Here is a 17,551-nt window from a genome sequence, read left to right on the forward strand (position 1 = left end):
GACCGGATCGGCACAATCTGAGTGCCATGCTGCCGGTTCATTGCGGCGGCGCTGACAACCACGCCCAGTCTGCACCAGTGGCCGATGGCGAGGGCGTGAACTCGAGCCCCATCGCTAAAGCCTGCGGTGCACGCTCAACACCAGACCGCGTCAGACCGAGGCCCGCCACGGCCAGGCACTCATCGCGCGCGTCCACCAGCGCCGGCAGGCGATCGCGCCACCACGGCGTAATCCCCCGCTCACGGTACAATTCGCGGATCGGCCGGGTCCGCCGTCCTGGTAGGGCGATCCGCTCCCCGGGATGAGGCGCGCGCAGCCAGAGCGGCCCGCCGAGGGCGGGTGGCCAGGAGACCTCGCCCAGAGCGCCCCAACTCGCTCGATCCGCTCCCGACGGCACCGGCACGGGCACCGGCACCTCGGGGAGCGGGCGGGGCAGACGGAACAGCCAGCCCCGGTGTCGCCGGATCGCGAAATCGAGGCCCGTCATAGTCGGGTCGCGGTCCCGGGCGGCATTCACTAACGCCGCCCTTCCAACGGCGAGACGACGCGCCCCCGGCGGTCGATGGCCGCCATCGCGGATCCACATCCTGAGCATGGCCCGATCGAAGGGCTCATCGCCGGACGCACAATCCGCCACGGCCAGCGGACCATTGATCGCTGCTGCAGCGGACTGGCGGCGATCCCTGAGCAGATCATCGGTCAGCCCGCACTGCTCCCGGGCATGAGTCGCCAGACGCGCGGCGGCGGCATTCGCCCTGGGCCAGCGCGCCTCAATCGAGGGAATGACGCGGTGTCGGAGATAGTTTCGATCATGATCGAGCGAGGCGTTGCTGGGATCATCGATCCAGTGCAGATCGTTGGCTCGGGCATGAGCCTCAAGCTGCGCGCGGGGTGTCGCCAACAGCGGCCGGATCAGCCAACCGTGCCCGAACGGCATGCGCGGCTGAATACCGCCCATCCCGGACGGTCCAGTCCCTCGCAGCAAACGATAGAGCAGGGTCTCGAACTGATCGTCGGCATGATGTGCAGTGAGCAGGCACTCATCGCCCTGCAGCGCATCGCCGAGAACACGATAACGCTCGGCCCGGGCCGCCGCCTCAAGCCCCTCTCCGTCACCATTGATGCTGCTGATCGACCGTGTATCAACACTGACGCCGAGCCGGTCACCGGTCCGCCGACAGTGATCCGCCCAGCGATCGGCATTTTCATGGAGGCCATGGTGGACATGCACCGCGCGGACGGGCCATCGGCTCTGCACGGCGAGATGCAGGAGCACCGTGGAATCGACCCCGCCACTGAACGCGACCACCAGTCCCGTGGTGCTCACCGGCAGGGCGGGCTCGATCACGCGGGCACTCAGCCCGTCGGCGGATCGCGGGTTACTCCTTGAACTCACCAAGCGCCATCAGTCGCTCATAACGCTCGGCGCAGAGACGATCGGTAGCCAGTTCGCTCAGCTCCGCCCAGTGTCGTCTGAGTGCCTCACCGAGTCGCTGGGCAGTGTCGGCCCAGTCCCGATGCGCCCCGCCGAGGGGTTCTTCGATCACCTCGTCAGTCAGCCCCAGCTCGGCCAGCCGCGTCGCCGTGATGCCCATGGCGTCCGCGGCGTCCGCCGCCTTATCGGCGCTCTTCCAGAGAATCGACGCGCAGCCCTCGGGCGAGATCACCGAATAGGTGCTGTACTGGAGCATCAGCAGCCGGTCACCCACACCAACGGCGAGGGCCCCACCGGACCCGCCCTCGCCGATCACCGTGCAGATGATCGGTGTACGCAGGCGCGACATCGCGAACAGATTGTGGGCAATGGCCTCGCTCTGACCGCGTTTTTCCGCCTCGACACCGGGATAGGCCCCGGGGGTATCAATGAAGGTGAACACCGGCAGTGAGAAGCGCTCGGCCATCTCCATCAGCCGTTTCGCCTTGCGATACCCCTCGGGCCTTGGCATGCCGAAATTACGGGCAATCTTCTCGCGCGTATCGCGCCCCTTCTGCTCACCGATGACCATGACCGGCACGCCGTCAAGGCGCGCGAGCCCACCCACGATCGCCGCATCATCGGCGAACGCCCGGTCACCATGGAGTTCCTCGAAACCGGTAAAGATCGATTCGATATAGTCCAGCGCGTAGGGCCGATGGGGATGCCGCGCGAGTTGCGATACCTGCCAGGGTGTGAGGTTGCGGAAGATCTGCTCGGTGAGTTGCCGGCTCTTCGCACGCAGGCGTGTAAGCTCGTCACTGATGTTGATCTCAGCGTCATCGTTGACGTAGTGCAGCTCTTCGATCTTCGCCTCGAGCTCGGCGATGGGACGCTCGAATTCGAGGAAATTCAGATTACTCGCCGCCAATGCTGCACTCCCCTAACCAAAGATCAGCGATATTATCACGCGCCTAGCGCCGGTAGTCGACGGCCACCCGATCACTCGCCAGAAGGCGGGTCAGCGCATCAATCAACTCCGGCTCGGGGCGAACCCGCCATTCATCGCCCAGTCGCAGCCGGGCCAGCGCACCATCGGTCTCGTAATCGATGCAGACCCGGCAGTCACCCTTTTGATAGGGCGTGAGGGCCTGTTGGAGGGCTGGTACAAAGCCATTACCGGCCTCGGCCGCCCCAACGCGCAACACCAGCCGGCGTGCGAACTGCAGTCGGGCTCCCGTCAGATCATGGACGCGCTCGGCCGAGACCCGATAGCCGTCACTGAACTCGTCATAGCCGAGATCGCCCTCGACCACAATCAACTGATCCTTTTCAAGCAGGTGGCGATGACGCTGATAGACATCACCGAAGAGGATGACCTCCATCCGCGCGGTTCGATCATCCAGCGTGACAAATCCGAGCCGGCGACCACTTTGGGTCACGCGGCTGCGCACGGCAACGACCAACCCGGCGAGGATCACGCGCGGCTCGCTGTCGCCTCGCCCACTGCCCCGCTCGAGTCCTGCCGCCGCCTGATTGAGACGACAGGTGACAAACCCGGACAGCTCCGACTCGTGCTCCTCGATGGGATGCCCGGTGAGATAGAGACCCAGGGTTTCCTTCTCCGCGCTCAGGCGGTCACGCTCTGCCCATTCCGACCGATGCCGTACGGCCTCGTCGCCCTTCGGCGCGGCGTCCCCGGTTGAACCCAGCCCGAACAGATCATTCTGACCGACTTCGGCGTTGCGACTCTGCTGCTCGGCCGCCTGAAGGGCGGCCGGCAGTGTCGCCATGGCCGAGGCGCGGTTCGGACTCAGTGCATCCAGGCTGCCGGAGCGGATCAGTGCCTCGAGCACGCGTCGGTTGACGCGGCGCAGATCGATCCGCCGGCACAGATCATAAAGATCGGTGAATGGGCCACCGGCGCGGCGCGCCTCGATGATCGCCTCCACCGCGGCATGCCCGACGCCCTTGACTGCCCCCAGGCCATACACCACACCGCCGTGATCGGGCGCCTGGAACATCCAGTCGGAGCGATTGATATCCGGCGGCGCCACCTCCAGTGACATCGCCCGACATTCATCGATCAGCGTGACAACCTTGTCTGTGTTGTCCATATCCGATGACAGCACGGCGGCCATGAAGGCTGCCGGATAGTGCGCCTTCAGCCACGCTGTCTGATAGGAAAGCAGTGCATAGGCCGCGGAGTGCGACTTATTGAAGCCATAACCGGCGAATTTCTCCATCAGGTCAAACAGACCCTCGGCCTGCTCCGGCGGCAGTCCCTGATTGCGTGCACCGGCCAGGAAAATGCTCCGCTGCTTGGCCATCTCCGAGGCTTTTTTCTTCCCCATCGCCCGGCGCAGGAGATCCGCCTCGCCCAGACTGTAACCGCCCACAGTCTGGGCGATCTGCATGACCTGCTCCTGGTAGAGGATAACGCCATAGGTGGGCTCGAGGATCGGCTTGAGATCGGCGTGATGCAGCTCAGGCGTGGGATAGGCAACCGGCTTGCGGCCGTGTTTGCGATCGATGAAATCCTCGACCATGCCCGACTGCAGCGGTCCGGGCCGGAACAGCGCCACCAACGCGATGATGTCCTCGAAGGTGTCGGGGCGCTGACGGCGGATCAGGTCCTTCATCCCCCGCGACTCAAGCTGGAACACCGCCGTGGTCTGGCAATCCTTGAGGCGGTTGAAGGTCGTCTGATCATCAAGCGGGATCGTGGCGATATCGAGTGGGGTTTCGCCCTGCTGTTCGCGCAGCGCATTCACCGCGCGCACCGTCCAGTCGATGATGGTCAGGGTACGCAGGCCGAGGAAATCGAACTTGACCAGTCCCACCGCCTCAACATCGTCCTTGTCGAGCTGAGTGGCGAGCCCACCGCCACCCGGCTCGCAGAACAGTGGCGAGAAATCGGTCAGATCGCTGGGAGCGATAACCACGCCGCCGGCGTGCTTGCCGACATTGCGTGACAGTCCCTCGAGCCGCTGCGCCAGATCGAGCAGGAAGCGGACATCCTCATCCTGCTCCCCGAGCTGGCGCAGATCCGCCTCCTGGGCCAGCGCCTTGTCGAGCGTCATGCCGACCTCGAAGGGAATGAGCTTGGCGATCCGGTCGACATAGCCATAGGCATGCCCGAGGACGCGTCCCACGTCACGCACCACCGCCCGAGCGGCCATTGTACCGTGGGTGGCGATCTGCGAGACCTTCTCCCGCCCGTAACGCTCGGCGACGTAGTCGATCACGCGGTCGCGCTTTTCCATGCAGAAGTCGACATCGAAGTCGGGCATCGAGACCCGCTCGGGGTTGAGGAACCGCTCGAAGAGAAGATCGTAGCGCAGCGGATCGAGATCGGTGATGTCGAGCGCATAGGCGACCAGCGAGCCGGCACCGGAACCGCGGCCGGGACCGACTGGAATGTCCTGCGACTTCGCCCAACGGATGAAATCGGCAACAATCAGGAAGTAGCCGGGAAAGCCCATCTCGATGATGACACCCAGCTCGTGCTCGAGCCGTTCACGATAGTCCGCCTCGCGCCCGCCTGGCGTCCCCAGCCGCTGGAGTCGCTGATCGAGGCCAGCGCGCGCCTGATCACGCAGATAATCCTCGATGCCCTGATCGGCCGGCACCGGGAAATCCGGGAGGACGTTCTGGTCGAGCGTCAGCGAGAGGTTGCAGCGGCGGGCAATGGCGAGGGTATTGTCGAGCGCCTCAGGGATATCAGCAAACCGTGCGGCCATCTCGTCGGGGCTACGCAGGAATTGCGAATCGCTGTAGTGGCGCGGACGGCTGTCGTCCTGCAGCACCCGACCATCATGGATGCACACGCGCGCCTCATGAGCCTCGAAATCGGCCGCTTCGAGAAAGCGCACATCATTCGTGGCCACCACTGGCATATCGGCCTCACCCGCCAGCGCGACGGCGGCATGGACATGGGCATCATCACCGGGACGGCCGGTGCGTTGGAGCTCGAGATAATAGCGATCACCGAAGCGGGCCTGCCAGAATGCCAGCCGCCGGCGGGCAAGATCACCATTGCCGGCGACCAGTGCCTCGCCGACGTCGCCACGCGCCCCACCGGAGAGAACGATCAACCCGGCGTTCCACTCATCAAGCCATTGCCGGTCGACCAGCGGCAGACCCTGTGCCTGCCCCTGGAGATAGCTGGCGGTGATCAGCCGGGTGAGGTTGGCATACCCCGTGTCGTTCATGCACAGGAACGTCATCGTGTGATGATCATCCCGCTCGCTGTCAGCGACGCGCAGATCGGCCCCGATCAGGGGCTTGACCCCGGCCGCCACCGCGGCGGTATAGAACTTCACCATACCGAACAGATTGCCCTGATCGGTGACGGCCACGGCCGGCATACCCTGTCGGGCGGCGGCCTCGACCAGCGGCTTCACCCGCACCGTGCCATCGATCAGGGAGAATTCCGTGTGCAGATGGAGATGAACGAAACCTGATGCCATTGCCTGATCCGGACCCGTGGGGAGCTGTGTCCGTATGTTACCGCCCGGAGTGTTCCCGATGATAGGTGCCATCCGCCGCACGGACCGGTGCAAAGCTGTGTCGGTGCGCGGCGCATGGGCCGTGACGCAGCAGTCGTTCACGATGCAGGGCGGTGGGGTAACCCCGGTGCCGGTCGAAGCCGTATTCAGGGAATCGGGCGTGCAGCTCGAGCGCGCACTGATCGCGGTAGACCTTGGCGATGATCGAGGCCGCGGCGATCGCCGGAACCTGATCGTCGCCACCGATCACCGCTGTCACGGGACAGGCCACCACCGGACAGTCACGGCCGTCGACGCGGACGGACGCCGGTGCTGGATCAAGCCCCTCCACCGCACGCTGCATCGCCAGCAGGCTGGCCTCGCGGATGTTCAGCCGATCAATCTCCTCGACGTCCGCGGACGCGATCCGCCAGGCCAGCGCCGCTGCCCGGATCCGCTGATCGAGCGCCTCGCGACGTTTCGCAGACAGGCGTTTGGAGTCGCGCAGCATGGACCAATCCGTGCGCGCATCGAGTATCACCGCCGCGGCAACGACTGGACCGGCCAGCGGGCCCCGCCCCACCTCGTCGACGCCGGCCACCGCCGGATCGATGTCATCCGATCGCATGGTCGATCCCCCGCCCGGCAAGGAGATCGGTGACCGCATCGGCGGCGCGCTCACTGGCATCGCGGCGAAGGCATTCATGAAGACTGGCAAAGCGGGCTGCGATTTCGGCACGCTGATCCGGCGCCTCGAGCAACCCCGCCAATGCGTCGGTGAGGTGATCGGGGTCGGCCTCGTTCTGGACGAACTCCGGCATCAACATCTCATTGGCCATTAGATTGGGCATGGCGAAATACGAGATACGCAGGCTGCGTCGTACCAGCATCGCGGTGATGCGATGAACGCGGTAGGCCATCACTGATGGACAACGCAGCAGCATGGCCTCGAGCGTTGCCGTACCGGATGCAATCAGACCCGCGTCGGCGGCCGCCAGTATCGTTCTCGCCTGGCCGTCGACCACCTCGATCGGCAGCCGCTCGGCGCGCGCATCGATCCGCGCCCGGATGCGGGCATGCAGCGCGGGGGTCGCGGCCGGGACCAGGAAGCGGACATCTGGAAAGCGTTCGGTAATCCGCGCCGCCACCGCGAGGAACACCGGCAGCAGTGTGTTCACCTCGCTACGACGGCTGCCGGGAAGGATCGCGATGGCGGTCTCGTGCGCTGCGATGCCGAGCTCCCGGCGCGGGGCTCGGGGATCGGTCATGGGCTCGATCGCATCGGCCAGCGGATGACCCACAAACCATGCATCGACGCCCTGATCGATGAGAAAGCGCTCCTCGAACGGGAATATACAGAGCATGCGATCGACGGCCTTGCGGATCCGTCGAATCCGTCCACCCCGCCAGGCCCAGACCGTGGGACTGACATAGTGCAATGTGGGGACGCCTGCGGCGCGCAACGCCTGCTCGAGCCCCAGATTGAAGTCTGGCGCGTCGATACCAATGAAGACATCCGGCGGATCGTCGAGCCAGCGCCACCGAAGGTCCCGACGGATGCCCAGAATACGCGGCAGGTGGCCCAGCACTTCCACCAGTCCCATTACCGAGAGCGCCTCCAGGGGGTGGTCGCTATGCAGGCCGGCCGATTGCATGGACGGCCCGCCGATCCCCTCGAATCGGGCTGTTGGATAGCGCTTTGCCAGGGATCGGATCAGTCCGGCGCCAAGGAAATCACCGGATAGTTCACCCGCAACCAGCGCGATTCGCATAGCGCCGGCGGTTCAGCGGACGATGCCGCGGGGAGAGGCCTGCAGGAACGCCACGAACCGCTGCAATGCGGGATCATCCGTGGCCTCTGCGCTGATCGACTCGATCGCTTCCTGTAGCCGCAGACCGCGTTTATAGAGCGTGCGATAGGCCGATCGAAAACGGCGTTGGCCATCGGCATCAAAGCCCCGACGGCGCATCCCTTCGCTGTTGGTGCCATGCGGCGCCGCCGGATCGCCGGCCACCATGACCCATGGTGGAACATCACGGCGAATGCAGCTCCCCATCGAGGTAAAGCAGCCCTCACCCAACCGACAGAACTGGTGAACCAGCGTAAATCCGCCCAGTGTCGCCCGATCGCCGACACTGACATGCCCCGCCAGGGACGCACCGTTGGCGAACACAACGCCCTGCCCGATCTGACAGTCATGGGCGATGTGGACATAGGCCATGATCCAGTTGCCATCACCGATCGTTGTCACACCGCCACCATCCTGAGTACCACGATTGATCGTGACAAACTCGCGGATGGTGTTGTCACAACCGATGTCCAGCCGGCTGTCCTCACCCTCGAACTTCTTATCCTGCGGCTGCTCGCCCACCGAGGCGAACTGAAATATATGCGTACCGGCGCCGATCCGGGTCGGACCATTGATGACGGCATGCGGGCCGATCGTACAACCTGCCTCGATCTCCACACCCGGCCCGATCACTGCGTAGGGACCCACCGTTGCAGTCGGCGCCACATCAGCAGCGGGATCGATGATCGCGGTGGGATGGATGTCCGTCACGCTGCCTCCATCGTGCAGCGGATGCCCGCGCTCGTGACGAGCCGGTCGTTGAGGTCGACCCGCGCCTTGAATAGCCAGATCCCGCGGACCACCCGATCCAGCGTGGCGGTAATCCGTGGGCTGTCACCGGGGCCGACCGGTTGCTTGAAGCGCACGTCATCGACGCCCACCAGATAGAAAAGCGGGGGTGTGGACGGCATTTCGGCCGCCGGCTCGGCCTCGCGGGTGACGTAGGCCAACAGACCGCAGGCCTGGGCCATCGACTCGACCAGCAGGACACCCGGCATAACCGTCTTTTCAGGGAAGTGTCCCGGCACCCAGGGTTCGGCGGCGCTGACATTCTTCACTGCGCTCAGGGACTCGCCCGGTGTGTAGTCGAGCACCCGATCGATCATCAGGAACGGATATCGATGCGGCAGTCGCTGCCGGATGGCCTCGGGCCCAAGCTGGCGGTTGGTTGTACCGTTGGTCTGTTCAGCGCCCATCACCATCCTCTGTGGTTGTCATTATTCGCTCAAGCGTATCCAGCCGGCGTGCCATGTCATCGAGCTGGCGGAATCTCACCGCGCTACGCCGCCACTCGCGGGTCGGCATCAGCGGGACACCCGAGGAATACACGCCTGACTCGTGGATGCTACCGGTGATCATGCTCATTCCGGTAAACGTCGATCCATCGGCGATGTCGATATGCCCGGCAAAGCCGACACCGCCGGCAATCCGACAGTATCGTCCGATGCGTGTACTGCCCGAGATCCCGGCATTCGCGGCGATCACGGTATGGTCGCCAATCTGCACGTTATGCGCGATCTGCACGAGATTGTCGATCTTACAGCCGTTGCTGATTCGGGTATCGCCCTGCGAGCCCCGATCGACGGTCGTGTTGGCGCCGACCGAGACGTCATCACCGATCAGCACCCGACCCAGCTGGGGAACGGCCTCCCAGTGATCACCGGCATCGGCAAAGCCGAATCCGGCGCTGCCGATGACAGCGCCCGACATGATCTCGACCCGGTCCCCCAGCTGGCTCCCGGCCAGCACCGAGGCGTTGGCATCGATGCGGCATGCCGTGCCCATATGGACACCGGCGGCTACGACGGCGCCCGGGCCGATCCAACACCGAGGCCCCACCCGTGCACCTGCCTCAATCACCGCTCGCGGCGCGATGGTGGCACTGGCGTCGATGTCCGCCAACGCGGACACGGACGCGTCCGGGTCGATGCCGGGTTGCGGCGATGGCCCCGGATTCAGGAGCCAGCCCATCCGCGCGAACACCAGGTAGGGGTTGTCCGCCCGCAGCACTGTGAAATCGTACCCCGAACCGGTTTCCCCGCGGGACAGGATAACGGCGGCGGCGTGGGTATCCGCGAGCTGGTGGCGATAGCGGCGGTTGGCGAGAAAACTGACATCACTCGATCCGGCCGTTTCCAGTGCCGCCACGCCGGTGATCAAGGCATCACCCGGCCCCTCCAGATCGGCGCCGGTTAAACGCGCCAACTCAGCGAGCGTGTACCGCGTTCCAGCCACCGGCCCTTCCTCCATCACTCATCGTCATCATCATTGCGCTGCTCGTACTGGCGCTCGAGGCGCTCGATGATCCGGTCGGTAATATTCACCGCATCGCTGGCGAAGACCACGCCATCGCTCACGACCAGATCATAGCCCTGCTCCTCTGCAAAGCGCTCGACGACCCGCAGGATACGTCGCTGGAGATCACCCAACGACTCGTTGCGCCGCAGGTTGAAATCCTCACGAAAAATCTCCTGCTGGCGCTGGATCTGCCGCCGCTGATTGACAATCCGACGGCGCAACGCCTGCTCTGCCTCGCTGTCGAGGCTCATCCGCTCGCTGGCGAGGCGATCCTCCAATGCCCGCAACGATTCCTGCAGGGCAACGATTTCCTCATCGCGGGGCGCGAATTCCTCCTGCAGGCGCTGGCGCGCCGCGTCGGCCTGCGGGGCTTCATCCGAGACCCGGCCGGGATTGACATAGCCGATGGTCATATCGGTATCCATCTGCGCCGACGTTCCTGAGGTCGCCAGCATTAGCAGGCCGGCTATGATCACGCGGACATTCATTCAGAAGCTGGCTCCGATGGTGAACTGGAAGCGCTGCGTATCATCCCGGTCCTTTTCATTGAGCGGCTCCGCGACACTGACGGTGAATGGGCCAATCGGCGAATAGTAGACCAGCCCGAGCCCCGCCGAGAAGCGCATGCCGGAAAAGGCGATATCTGACTTGTAATCGAGACTGTCGCGTTCACGGTCCCAGACCTGACCGGCGTCGACGAAGGTGGCGAATCGTAGATTATTGCCGTCCTCATCCTCGGCCAGCGGGAAGCGGATTTCCGCTCGACCCAATGCGCGCAGGTTTCCGCCGGTAGGGTCATCGTTCTCATCCCGTGGTCCCAGCGAATTCGCCTCGAAGCCACGCACGGTGCGGATACCACCGGCGAAGAAGTTCTCGTAGAACGGTAGCCGCTCGCCCGCGCCATAGGCGTTTCCATAGGAGAGCGTGCCATCGAGGACCAGGGTGAACCGCTCACTGATCGCCAGATAACGCGACTGCTCGTAGCTGAAACGGTAATACTCGATATCCGAGACCTGTGGCAGGGCGACGGCGAGACCCAGCCGTTGCCGCGCACCGCTGGTGGGGAATATGGCGGTGTCCCGGGAATCCCGCGTCCACGACAGGTCGGTGAGGATGGCGCGATTGGACGTGCCGTTGCGCGCCTGGAAATCCTCCTGAAAATCCGTTGGATCGGCGAAGTCCAGGGACACGTCCTCGAAGGTGACATCGGCGCCGAGGCGATCCGTATCACTCACCGGGATGCGATAGCCGTAGGAGCCCCGCGCGGTCTTGACGCCGTAATCGGCCAGATCCGCCTCATCGGCGTCGCGATCCCGGAATGACAGCGCATAGCGGCGGTCGATGCCGCTCATGGTGTGATTGCGCTCGAGATAGGACAGGCGATAGACGGTATCGGCATCATCACTGTTCGCGACGAATTCGGCCCGGTCACCGGTGCCGAACACATTGTCCTGCTGGATACCGAGATTGAGCAGCAGCCCCTGATCACTGCCAAAACCGACGCCGGCGCGCAGGCTACCGGAGAGCCGTTCGGTGGTATCGACCTCGACGTCCACCTGATCGGTGGTCCCGGGGACGCGTGGGGTATCGATGCTGACGTCGCTGAAAAAGCCGAGCCGCCCGAGCCGTGACTCGGAATCGCTAAGATCGCTGGTGGACAGCCACGTCCCCTCGTACTGGCGGAGCTCGCCGCGGATCACATCGTCGCGCGTCGACTCGTTGCCACTGATACGGATGCGTCGGACATAGACCCGCTCAGCCGGGTCGACGAACAGTGTCATATCGACGATCCGCTCGGCGGCCCGCAGATCCGGCACCGGATTGACACGCGCGAACGCATAGCCCCGCTCACCGAGCTTATCCTGGATCGCCTCCACGGTCCGGCTGATATTGCGCTGGTTATAGATCGCACCGCTGTCGATCTCGATGAGATCACGCAGCGTTTCCTCAGGGTAGATCAGATTGCCGGCCAGCTCGATGTCACCCACCGTGTATTGCTGCCCCTCATCGAGGTTGACGGTGATATTGATTCGCTGGCGGTCTGGACTGATCGTGACCTGCGTCGAATCGATGCTTAAGTCGGCATAGCCGCGGTCGCGGTAAAACGCCCGTAACCGCTGGAGATCGCCGGAGAGCCGCTGCCGGGAATACTTATCGCGCTGCGAGAGGACCGCCCACCAGGGCTTGGCGCCCATCTCGAAGACATCCCGGAGGCGATCGGCATCGAAGCCGCGGTTGCCGATGAAACGGATGCCCTGGACCGACGCCGGCTCGCCTTCCTCGACGTCAACGCGAAGGCTGACGCGGTTCCGGGGCAGCGGTGAGACCGTACTCTCGATGTCGACGTCGTAGTAACCAAGGGCGAAGTACTGCTGTTCGAGCTCACGCTCGATTCGTGCCAGCAGCGGCCGGTCGAAGCTCTGACCTTCTCCCAGACCGGCGCCCGTCAAGCCCTCGCGCAGACGGTCATTATCAATCTGACTGTTGCCGATGAAATCGATCTGCGCGATGGCTGGTCGCTCGTCCACTTCGACAATCAGCGTCGCCTCATCGCGAAGCAGCGAAACATCATCGAAAAACCCCGTGTCAAACAGCGCCTCCACCGAATCCGCGCTGCGCCGGGCGTCGAGCTCGTCGCCAACCTCCAGGGGCAGGTAATTGAGCACCGTGCCCTCAGCGATGCGGTCCAGACCGCGAATGCGGATCTGTTCAATCGTGAATGCCTGTGCGGCGCTGACGATGGTCAGCAGCAGCACAAACGCGGCCAGTCTTAATCGCATCATTCGCTCTTTACTCAGCCCCCGGCGCCGAATACCCGGTTGAGATCGTTGTAGAAAGCCAGGGTCATGAGCATCAACAGCAGCACCATACCGATCTGCTGACCCATCCCCTGGGCGGCCTCGGAGAGGGGACGCCCCCGCACCCACTCGATTGCGTTATACAGCAAGTGCCCGCCATCAAGGACGGGCACCGGCATCAGGTTCAGGATACCAAGACTGATACTCACGATCGCAAGAAACTTCAGAAACGGTATCAGTCCCAGCGACACCGAGTCGCCGGCGTACTGGGCAATGTTAATCGGTCCGCTGAGGTTCTTGACCGATGCCTCGCCGATCACCATTTTCACGAGCACGTCGACAGTCAGTGCTGCCGCCTGCCAGCTCGATCCAACCGCCTGGCCCACAGCCGCTACCGGCCCATAACGCACCTCATGGCGTAGATCGGACAATACCCCCTCGGGGACCTGCGGGGTGACACCCAGCACGCCGGTACGCCCGTCACCGGCCCCGCGACTGTCCAGCGTGAATGACCGGGTCAGCGCCGTGCCTCCACGTTCGATCGTCAGCGTCACTTCCGAGTCGGGACGCTCGCGGATCGCCATCACTAATGCCCGCCAGGAATCGATGGGCTCACCATCAAGTTGGCGCACTCGATCGCCTGACTCGAGTCCGGCCCGCGCCGCGCTGCTCTCCGGCACGACTTCATTGATCACTGGATCGATCGTGGGCTGCATCGGCTGCAGTCCGACCCTCTGGAGGGCCTCGCCCTGCTCCTCGAGCAATCGAACGCCGGTCAGATCGAGGGTGAGAGAGGTACGGGTGCCGCTCTCCCGCTCAACCTCAACCGGGAAGGGCCCGTCGTCGGCTGAACCGATCAGGGTCATGACCGTGTCATCCCAGGCCTGGACTCGCTTGTCGTCAATACGCAGGAACTCATCGCCGCTGACAAGCCCCGCTTCCGCCGCGGGCGATTCCGGCGTAACCGGACCGACCACTGGCCGGACTTCCGTCGCCCCAATCACGAATACCAGCCAATAGGCGACGATCGCCAGCGCGAAGTTGAAGGCTGGCCCCGCGCAGATCACCGCATTCCGCGCCCACAGTGGCTTGCGATTGAACGCCTGATGCAGCGAGTCCTCGGCAACGGGCGCTTCACGCTCGTCGAGCATTTTCACGTAGCCACCCAGCGGAATCGCGGCCAGCACGTACTCCGTGCCGTCGCTACCGGTACGCTGGAGCAACGGCTTGCCAAACCCGATCGAAAACCGCAGGACGCGCACACCCACGCGTCTCGCGACCCAGAAATGCCCAAATTCGTGCACGGCGACCAGCACGCCAATGACGAGCAGAAAACCGATGATGTTAATAAGCCAGCTCAACGATGCCTCCAGCGTTGGAGCGAGTCGGCCGCCTGCCGTCTCGCCCACTGTTCATGGGCAATCAATGCCTCGAGGTTTGCCTCCGGCTCCACCGGCAATGCGGCGAGCGTATCCTCTATGACCGCAGCAATCCGGTCATATCGCAGCCCGCCATCGAGAAATTCGGCGACGGCCACCTCGTTGGCGCCATTGAGGGCGGCCGTCGCCCCGCTTCCGGCTTCAAGCGCGGCCCGCGCCAGTGCCAGACAGGGGAATCGCTGATCATCTGGCGCCGTAAAATCAAGCCGCGCCGCTTTAAGGAGATCGAGCCGACCGACTCCGGCGTCGACCCGCTCGGGCCAGGCGAGCGCGTTGGCAATGGGCGTGCGCATATCGGGGTTGCCCATCTGCGCGAGCGTTGATCCATCGCGGTACTGGACAAGGGCGTGGACCAGGCTCTGCGGATGAACCACGATATCGACCTGCTCCGCGGGCATACCAAAAAAACGACACGCCTCAATCAGTTCCAGGCCTTTGTTCATCATCGTTGCCGAGTCCACAGAGATCTTTCTGCCCATCGACCAGTTGGGATGGGTACAGGCCTCGTCGACGGTGACGGTCGCGAGTGTTGACGGGTCGCGATCACGGAACGGTCCACCCGATGCCGTCAGAATCAATCGCTCGACGCCGGTCAGTGCCAGTGGCTGACCAGGCTGACTGGGCAGGCACTGAAAGATCCCGTTGTGCTCGCTATCGATCGGCAGCAGCACCGCCCCGCTGGTCTGTGCCGCGGCCATGATCAACGACCCCGCAACCACCAGCGCTTCCTTGTTGGCGATCAGAACGCGCCTGCCCGCCTCGACCGCCGCCAGACAGGGGGCAAGTCCCGCTGCACCCACGATCCCGGCCACCACGGTCCCGGCATCGGGGTGGGCAGCGGCTTCCCGCTGACCGGCGGCTCCATCGGTGACGCGGATATCGGCGAGATCACTGAGCCGGTCACGCAGCACGGCCGCGGCCTGTGGATCGGCCATTGCCGCGAGCGCCGGCCGGAAGCGACGACACAGTGCTGCCATACCATCGACATCACGGCTTGCCGACAGCGCGATGACGCGATACGCGTCAGGATGCCGTGCGACAACATCCAGGGTGCTGGTGCCGATCGAGCCCGTGGCGCCGAGTACGGCGACGCCGGTTGGTTTCCGTGTCACCGTCATGGCCCGCTCACGAGCGCTGCCGCCAGCACCGGGGCAGCCGCAAGGAGCGCATCAATACGGTCAAGCATTCCGCCGTGACCCGGTAAGAGCCGACCACTGTCCTTGCGCCCGGCCTGGCGTTTGAGAACACTCTCAGACAGATCGCCGACCACCGAGAGCAGCGCGACCATGATCCCCACCGCGATCAACCAGCTATAACCGGGCAGATCGGTATAGTACCCGTCCGCGATGGCGCGCAGCGCCACCACAAGGGCGATCGCCAGCGCGAGGCCGCCAGCGACGCCCTCCCAGGTCTTGCCGGGACTGATCGACGGGGCGAGTTTGTGGCGGCCATACCGACGGCCGGCGAAATACCCGCCAATATCCGACCCCCAGACCAGAATCACCAGCACGGTCAGCCAGAACGGTCCGACTCCGGGCTGGCCATGGATCGATGCGACGCTGGCCCAGGCGAGGGTGAGTGTGACCAGCCCGGCGCCGCCTCGGAGCCAGCCGGGCAGGTGTGCCGGCATGGGACGACGCGCCTGATAGAGGAGCCACACGCCCACCCCGAGCCACCAGAGCAGGCCCGGCACCCGCCAGAGGGTCTGATCGGCAAGCTCAGTGGTCGCCATGACGGCGAGCAACACGGCCATAACGCCGACATATGCGATGCGGGACGAGCGCCGTTGATACCCGGACAGATCCGCCCATTCCCACGCAGCGACGAGCATTGCGGCGGCCATGACGATCTGTATCCACACGACAGGCGCCCGCCAGATGAGCGCGAGCACGATGAGTGCGAGCGGCACCGCGGTGAGGATCCGCTGTTTAAGCACCGTCGGCATCCCCGCTCACGGGTGATGCACTGACCCGTCCAAAACGGCGCTCACGGGCGCCGAACCAGTCCATCGCGCGGGCCATCTCATCATCGTCGAAGTCCGGCCATAGCACCGGCGTAAAGTAGAGCTCGGTATAGGCCATCTGCCAGAGCAGGAAGTTGCTGATCCGCTGCTCGCCACCCGTGCGAATGAAAAGATCCGGTGCCGGCAGCGCATGCAGACAGATCTCATCGCCGAGCGAATCGACATCGATGGAGGCCGGCGAGCGCTCCCCGGCTGCTACCTGCTCGGCAAGGCGCCGCGCCGCGGTCGCAATATCCCAGCGTCCGCCATAACTCGCCGCGATGTTGAGCTGCATCCCGGTCTCATCAGCGGTCAGCGCTTCGGCCGAAGCGCAGCGCGCCTGCAAGCGCTCTGACAATCGTCCGCGGTCGCCAACAATGTTCAGTCGAATGCCGTTGCGCTGCAGACGCTCGGCCTCGCGGTCGAGGACCCGCATGAAAAGCGACATGAGCATACTGACCTCGGCCGCCGGCCGCTGCCAGTTCTCGCTGCTGAACGCGAACAGGGTGAGCGCCTCGACCCCTGACCGAGCACAGTACTCCACTGTGCGACGCACCGACTCGGCGCCGGCTCGGTGCCCGTGGTGGCGGGGTTTTCCCCGCTCGGCGGCCCAACGCCCGTTGCCATCCATGATGACCGCGACATGCCGCGGAACGGCATGGGGGGAGGCAGTCTGTTCGGTCGTCATAGGTCGGATGACCTCAGACGGCCATCAACTCTTCTTCCTTGGCCGAGAGCATCTCGTCAATCGTCCTGACGTGACGGTCGGTCAGCTTCTGGATGCGATCCTCGCCCTGCTTTTGATCGTCCTCAGTGATTTCCTTGTCCTTGAGGAGCTGCTTGAAGTCGCCATTCGCATCGCGACGGATATTCCGGACCGCCACCTTGGCCTGCTCGCCTTCGCTGCGCACCACCTTGACCAGGTCCTTGCGACGCTCCTCGGTCAGCGGTGGCAGTGGAATCCGAATCGTCTGGCCTGCAGAGTTGGGCATCAGGCCCAGATTCGATTCCATGATCGCTTTTTCAATCGGAGAGACCATGCTTTTCTCGAACGGCGTCACCATCAGCGTCCGGGCGTCGCTCACCGTCACCGAAGCCGCCTGGTGGAGTGGCACCTCCGTGCCGTAGTAGCTGACTGTCACCTGATCGAGAAGACTGGTATTGGCCCGGCCCGTGCGTATTTTCTGGAGATCCTGACGCAGGCTCTCAACGCTCTTGTCCATGCGTTGATCCGCGTCGCTGGTGATATCGTCGATCATT

15 protein-coding genes are annotated in these 17,551 nt (G+C 64.2%); all 15 read right to left on the reverse strand.

Features of this window, described 5'->3' with window-relative positions; all coding sequences use genetic code 11:
• Positions 1 to 37 precede the first annotated feature (37 nt).
• Genes tilS through frr form a run of 15 tightly spaced genes read right to left on the reverse strand, consistent with a single transcriptional unit; the run spans position 38 to position 17,550 of the window.
• Entirely contained in the window at positions 38 to 1,396 is a 1,359-nt protein-coding gene (gene tilS, locus SPICUR_RS04875; protein WP_158499829.1) for a tRNA lysidine(34) synthetase TilS, read from the reverse strand.
• The gene (locus SPICUR_RS04880) at positions 1,380 to 2,345 is read right to left on the reverse strand and encodes an acetyl-CoA carboxylase carboxyltransferase subunit alpha (protein WP_023366647.1); all 966 of its coding nucleotides are present in this window, start codon (positions 2,343 to 2,345) and stop codon (positions 1,380 to 1,382) included. The genes tilS and SPICUR_RS04880 overlap by 17 nt, the downstream gene beginning before the upstream one ends.
• Positions 2,346 to 2,388: 43 nt before the next feature.
• Positions 2,389 to 5,886, reverse strand: coding sequence for a DNA polymerase III subunit alpha (dnaE, locus tag SPICUR_RS04885; RefSeq protein ID WP_023366649.1), 3,498 nt, complete (start codon positions 5,884 to 5,886; stop codon positions 2,389 to 2,391).
• A 37-nt stretch (positions 5,887 to 5,923) separates the two neighbouring features.
• Positions 5,924 to 6,532, reverse strand: a complete 609-nt coding sequence (gene rnhB / locus SPICUR_RS04890) for a ribonuclease HII (protein WP_023366651.1) — start codon at positions 6,530 to 6,532, stop codon at positions 5,924 to 5,926.
• Positions 6,519 to 7,676, reverse strand: a complete 1,158-nt coding sequence (gene lpxB / locus SPICUR_RS04895; protein ID WP_023366653.1) for a lipid-A-disaccharide synthase — start codon at positions 7,674 to 7,676, stop codon at positions 6,519 to 6,521. Before lpxB ends, rnhB begins: the two co-directional genes overlap by 14 nt.
• Before the next feature lie 12 nt (positions 7,677 to 7,688).
• The gene (gene lpxA, locus SPICUR_RS04900; RefSeq protein WP_023366655.1) at positions 7,689 to 8,465 is read right to left on the reverse strand and encodes an acyl-ACP--UDP-N-acetylglucosamine O-acyltransferase; all 777 of its coding nucleotides are present in this window, start codon (positions 8,463 to 8,465) and stop codon (positions 7,689 to 7,691) included.
• A complete protein-coding gene (gene fabZ / locus SPICUR_RS04905; protein ID WP_023366657.1) occupies positions 8,462 to 8,956 on the reverse strand; it encodes a 3-hydroxyacyl-ACP dehydratase FabZ in 495 nt (164 codons plus the stop codon). The genes lpxA and fabZ overlap by 4 nt, the downstream gene beginning before the upstream one ends.
• Complete coding sequence (gene lpxD, locus SPICUR_RS04910; protein ID WP_237220314.1) at positions 8,940 to 9,989, reverse strand: UDP-3-O-(3-hydroxymyristoyl)glucosamine N-acyltransferase; 1,050 nt, start codon at positions 9,987 to 9,989, stop codon at positions 8,940 to 8,942. Before lpxD ends, fabZ begins: the two co-directional genes overlap by 17 nt.
• A 14-nt stretch (positions 9,990 to 10,003) precedes the next feature.
• Positions 10,004 to 10,540 carry an OmpH/Skp family outer membrane protein gene (locus SPICUR_RS04915; protein WP_023366661.1) on the reverse strand — a complete coding sequence of 179 codons (537 nt, stop codon included), beginning with the start codon at positions 10,538 to 10,540 and terminating at the stop codon, positions 10,004 to 10,006.
• Entirely contained in the window at positions 10,541 to 12,835 is a 2,295-nt protein-coding gene (gene bamA / locus SPICUR_RS04920) for an outer membrane protein assembly factor BamA (RefSeq protein ID WP_023366663.1), read from the reverse strand.
• Positions 12,836 to 12,846: 11 nt separating this feature from the next.
• The gene (gene rseP / locus SPICUR_RS04925) at positions 12,847 to 14,211 is read right to left on the reverse strand and encodes an RIP metalloprotease RseP (protein ID WP_041382255.1); all 1,365 of its coding nucleotides are present in this window, start codon (positions 14,209 to 14,211) and stop codon (positions 12,847 to 12,849) included.
• Positions 14,208 to 15,407 (reverse strand): 1-deoxy-D-xylulose-5-phosphate reductoisomerase, encoded by a 1,200-nt coding sequence (locus tag SPICUR_RS04930; RefSeq protein WP_023366667.1) that lies wholly within the window; start codon positions 15,405 to 15,407, stop codon positions 14,208 to 14,210. The genes rseP and SPICUR_RS04930 overlap by 4 nt, the downstream gene beginning before the upstream one ends.
• Positions 15,404 to 16,234, reverse strand: a complete 831-nt coding sequence (locus SPICUR_RS04935; protein WP_023366668.1) for a phosphatidate cytidylyltransferase — start codon at positions 16,232 to 16,234, stop codon at positions 15,404 to 15,406. The genes SPICUR_RS04930 and SPICUR_RS04935 overlap by 4 nt, the downstream gene beginning before the upstream one ends.
• Positions 16,218 to 16,979: a polyprenyl diphosphate synthase gene (uppS, locus tag SPICUR_RS04940; protein WP_023366670.1), complete on the reverse strand. Its 762-nt coding sequence runs from the start codon at positions 16,977 to 16,979 to the stop codon at positions 16,218 to 16,220. The genes SPICUR_RS04935 and uppS overlap by 17 nt, the downstream gene beginning before the upstream one ends.
• A gap of 13 nt (positions 16,980 to 16,992) precedes the next feature.
• A complete protein-coding gene (gene frr / locus SPICUR_RS04945) occupies positions 16,993 to 17,550 on the reverse strand; it encodes a ribosome recycling factor (protein WP_023366672.1) in 558 nt (185 codons plus the stop codon).
• Between the last annotated feature and the right edge of the window lies 1 nt (position 17,551).

Origin of the sequence: Spiribacter curvatus (assembly GCF_000485905.1) — a bacterium.
GTDB lineage: Bacteria > Pseudomonadota > Gammaproteobacteria > Nitrococcales > Nitrococcaceae > Spiribacter > Spiribacter curvatus.

Excerpts from the sequence above, each read along its gene's own strand:
- bamA (WP_023366663.1), bottom strand. The coding sequence starts at position 12,835 with ATGATGCGATTAAGACTGGCCGCGTTTGTGCTGCTGCTGACCATCGTC.
- SPICUR_RS04915 (WP_023366661.1), bottom strand. The coding sequence starts at position 10,540 with ATGAATGTCCGCGTGATCATAGCCGGCCTGCTAATGCTGGCGACCTCA.
- dnaE (WP_023366649.1), bottom strand. The coding sequence starts at position 5,886 with ATGGCATCAGGTTTCGTTCATCTCCATCTGCACACGGAATTCTCCCTG.
- uppS (WP_023366670.1), bottom strand. The coding sequence starts at position 16,979 with ATGACGACCGAACAGACTGCCTCCCCCCATGCCGTTCCGCGGCATGTC.
- frr (WP_023366672.1), bottom strand. The coding sequence starts at position 17,550 with ATGATCGACGATATCACCAGCGACGCGGATCAACGCATGGACAAGAGC.
- SPICUR_RS04930 (WP_023366667.1), bottom strand. The coding sequence starts at position 15,407 with ATGACGGTGACACGGAAACCAACCGGCGTCGCCGTACTCGGCGCCACG.
- SPICUR_RS04935 (WP_023366668.1), bottom strand. The coding sequence starts at position 16,234 with ATGCCGACGGTGCTTAAACAGCGGATCCTCACCGCGGTGCCGCTCGCA.
- fabZ (WP_023366657.1), bottom strand. The coding sequence starts at position 8,956 with ATGGTGATGGGCGCTGAACAGACCAACGGTACAACCAACCGCCAGCTT.
- rnhB (WP_023366651.1), bottom strand. The coding sequence starts at position 6,532 with ATGCGATCGGATGACATCGATCCGGCGGTGGCCGGCGTCGACGAGGTG.
- lpxB (WP_023366653.1), bottom strand. The coding sequence starts at position 7,676 with ATGCGAATCGCGCTGGTTGCGGGTGAACTATCCGGTGATTTCCTTGGC.